Here is a 2,997-nt window from a genome sequence, read left to right as displayed (position 1 = left end):
AGCCGCAGCCGATCAGGGCCATGCGCAGCCTGGGTTCAGTCGTCATTCTTGTTCCTTCCTCCCGCGTGATGAACGGCGTCGTCAGCCGGGTCCGTCGATCCAAAGCGTGCCGTAGCCGGGGAGCGCCACCCGCGCGCCGTCTGGCAGCGATACGTCCCTCGTCTCATGGTGCAGATTCGCCAGCGCATAATTCCCTACCCCGATCCGCAGCCCGCGCAGGCGCGGCTCGCCGGGCCAGGAGAGAATGGCAAGCGACGCACCCCTATGTGCCGCCAATTTCCGAAACAGCGCACCGGCCGGGGTCATCCGGCCTTCCGGGTCGATCGTACCGCGCGACCCGCGCGCCTCGAAGAAGCTGAGCGTTTCGACCCGATCATCGGCAAAGCCCGCGAGCATGCCCAGCATCCAGGCGGCGGCGATGCTCTCGCCCTGACGTGGATCGGCAGGCGCAGGGCGCCCTCGCGCTTCCGGAGAGGTCGCATTCGGGTTGAAGCGCATGCCGAGCGTCATCGGACCGACCTGAAACCGCGCCCGGGGCCATTTGGCGCGAGCGGTCGCGAGAATGTCGGCGAGCGGTTCGGCGGATTCGCCGAGCGTATCATCCGTCCATCCATGGACGGTGGGATTGCAGGTCCAGCTGAGGTAATCAGCCGTCTCCGGCCAATGCGTGCCACGGTTGAGTTCGGTGAAGAAGGCGCCGGTGCCGCTGCCGATGGCGATACCGGGAAGCAGCGCGCGGGCCTGGGCGACCTGCGCGGCATCGGAGTCCCACAGTGAAACGCCCAGGATCTTCCGCCCGGCCAGAGCGGGTGCCAGGGCCCGCAGCGCGTTCAGCCGCGCATCGGCAGGGGCCGCGCGAAAATCGAGCCGGACTGCGCCGGGCACGGCGGCGAGGATCGCCTGCGTCGCGGCAATGGCCCCGCCCCGCGCGAGATCAACCTCCACCGCGGTGAAAGCGGGTGCCAGCGCCTGGACGGCTTCGGCGAGGCCGGCCGCGGCACTGCCAGGCGAAACGCCAAGACCGAGCGGCGGCATCACCGTTTCGCGCAGCACGATGGGTGGATGCTCGCCACCATCGATGGCCGATCCGACGGTCAGGATATCCAGATGAACAACCTGCTCATCCGGCGCATCGGGACCGATGCGATAGGGAAAGGGTTTCGACAACGGCCGGGAATAGGTCTTGTAGGAGGCATCGGTCCAGTTGCGCTGGTCCTCCGTCTCATAGGTCTCACCCTCGAAACGCAGCCGCAGGCGGTGGCCCGCCTCGGTTGCGTAATCCATCGCCATGACATCCTGGAAGGGTTGATGCGGAGAGACGGCGACAGGAAACCGACTGTTCTCGGTGGTGCCTGCCGCGTGGGTGATGGTGATCGGCCTGCCACGGCAGCCGGGGACAGAATGCAGCACGACGAAGCCGGTGCGGGCCGTAGGAAAGCCTTCCGCGCTTTCGCACCGCATGCGGCCAGCGATGCCCTGAGGTGTGATTGTCCAGTCAATCCGCCAATCGAGGACGCCGTCCGCGCCCGAGACACGGCCGCGTATGGCGACCGTGATGCGGTCCGCCGTCTGTTCCACCCGCGGTTCAGCTTCAAGGCGATACGTGCCCCAGTTCTGGTCCCGCACCACGAAACCAATACCGCGGAAAAGCTCCTCGCCCCGCAAGGCCACAGCCCGCAGGAAGGCACCATCCGCGTCCAGATAGAGGACGAGATCGCCGATCTCGAGTTTCAACCCCGGCCCGGACAGCGCCTTCATGATCGGTCTCAGTTGTTGCAGATTTCCTTGACGGATTTCAGCACGGCTTCCTTGTTGAAGACGCGCTGCAACCAGCCCTCCCGGAAGATCTCCGGCTTCGCCTGCTCAATGGCATAAAGCGCGCCGTCCGAGAACTTGCCCTCCGGGAAGACGCCGAAGGCGATGGAGAGGCCGATATTGATGTGGCCAAGCATGAAGTCGACCGCCGCCTCACGGGGCACCCCCTGCCTCACGACCTCATCCACCGCTTCCTTCATGGCGAGGCAAAGGGTAATGCCGACGGTTTCGGAGAGCGCGGGTTCGAGGAAGGCAATGTCTTTCACCGTGCAACGGTGCGCGCGCATCACCGGCTTATAGATGGTCTTGGCGATTTCCTCGCAGAGCGCGTAATGCTCCTCCGGGCCCTGCATCAGCGCGCACACGATGTGCTGCTTCGCATGTATCCCGCCGAAGAAGTCGTTCTTCGCCAGCGTCTCGGTCTCGTCATTGAAGATCGGCGGATGGCAGGGGTGGGTCACGAAATAGGTGACGTCAGCGCGCTCCGGCATTTCACCGGCATAGGGGGCAGCGGCATCCAGCACGATGAGGGCCGTACCAGGACGCACCTTCTCGATGATGGTATGCGCAATCTTGCCGATCATGCGGTCTGGCACCGCCATCAGCACGACATCGGCCTGGGCAAGTGCGGTGTCCATCTCGACGCAATCAGCGCCGATGGCCTTCTTCAGCCGCTCGCGGCCGGCCTCGGAGACCTCGACATGATCCACCTGGAAACGCGAACCCTGCAGGTTCGTCGAGAGGCGGACACCCATCTTTCCGCCGGCACCGAGAAGAGCAACCTTGGTCATGGCTTTGATCCTTCAATCAAACGGAAAAGGCGATATCCTGGCCACCGGCCCGGATACGCCCGAAATAATCCGGCGCGCCCATCTGGCCGCCCTTGAGGGCAAGCTCCAGATCGCGATGGGCCGGGTCGTCGGAATGAGCTTTGTTGAGCGCGGCCCCCGGCACCGTCGCCGCCATGGCGGTCAGCGCATACACGCCCATGGCGAGCGCCGCATGGCTTGATGTATCACCGCCAGCAATGATGCCGCGCGTGAGGCCGGCGCGGCGCATCGTACGGTCCAGGATGCGGCCGAGACCGTCCCCGATGCGGTCGTTCACCGCTTCCGCCGATACGCCGGCGCTTTGGATCGCTTGTCCAAGCGCGGCCACCGCCGGATCGTCCGGCCCGCGCGC

Annotated in this window: 3 protein-coding genes; all 3 read right to left on the bottom strand. The window is 65.5% G+C overall.

Annotated features, from left to right (window positions below; translation table 11 throughout):
- Positions 1–81: 81 nt before the first annotated feature.
- A complete protein-coding gene (locus tag VL752_RS05335; protein ID WP_325352916.1) occupies positions 82–1,758 on the bottom strand; it encodes a hypothetical protein in 1,677 nt (558 codons plus the stop codon).
- 8 nt (positions 1,759–1,766) lie between these two features.
- Complete coding sequence (locus VL752_RS05330) at positions 1,767–2,606, bottom strand: phosphogluconate dehydrogenase C-terminal domain-containing protein (RefSeq protein WP_325352914.1); 840 nt, start codon at positions 2,604–2,606, stop codon at positions 1,767–1,769.
- A 16-nt stretch (positions 2,607–2,622) separates the two neighbouring features.
- Positions 2,623–2,997, bottom strand: a 375-nt coding sequence (locus VL752_RS05325) for a nucleotide-binding domain containing protein (RefSeq protein ID WP_325352912.1), incomplete at its 5' end; no start/stop codon positions are given.

The sequence above is a fragment of the Acidisoma sp. genome (genome assembly GCF_035492295.1).
GTDB lineage: Bacteria > Pseudomonadota > Alphaproteobacteria > Acetobacterales > Acetobacteraceae > Acidisoma.
This window is presented reverse-complemented; position numbering and strand designations above follow the sequence as displayed.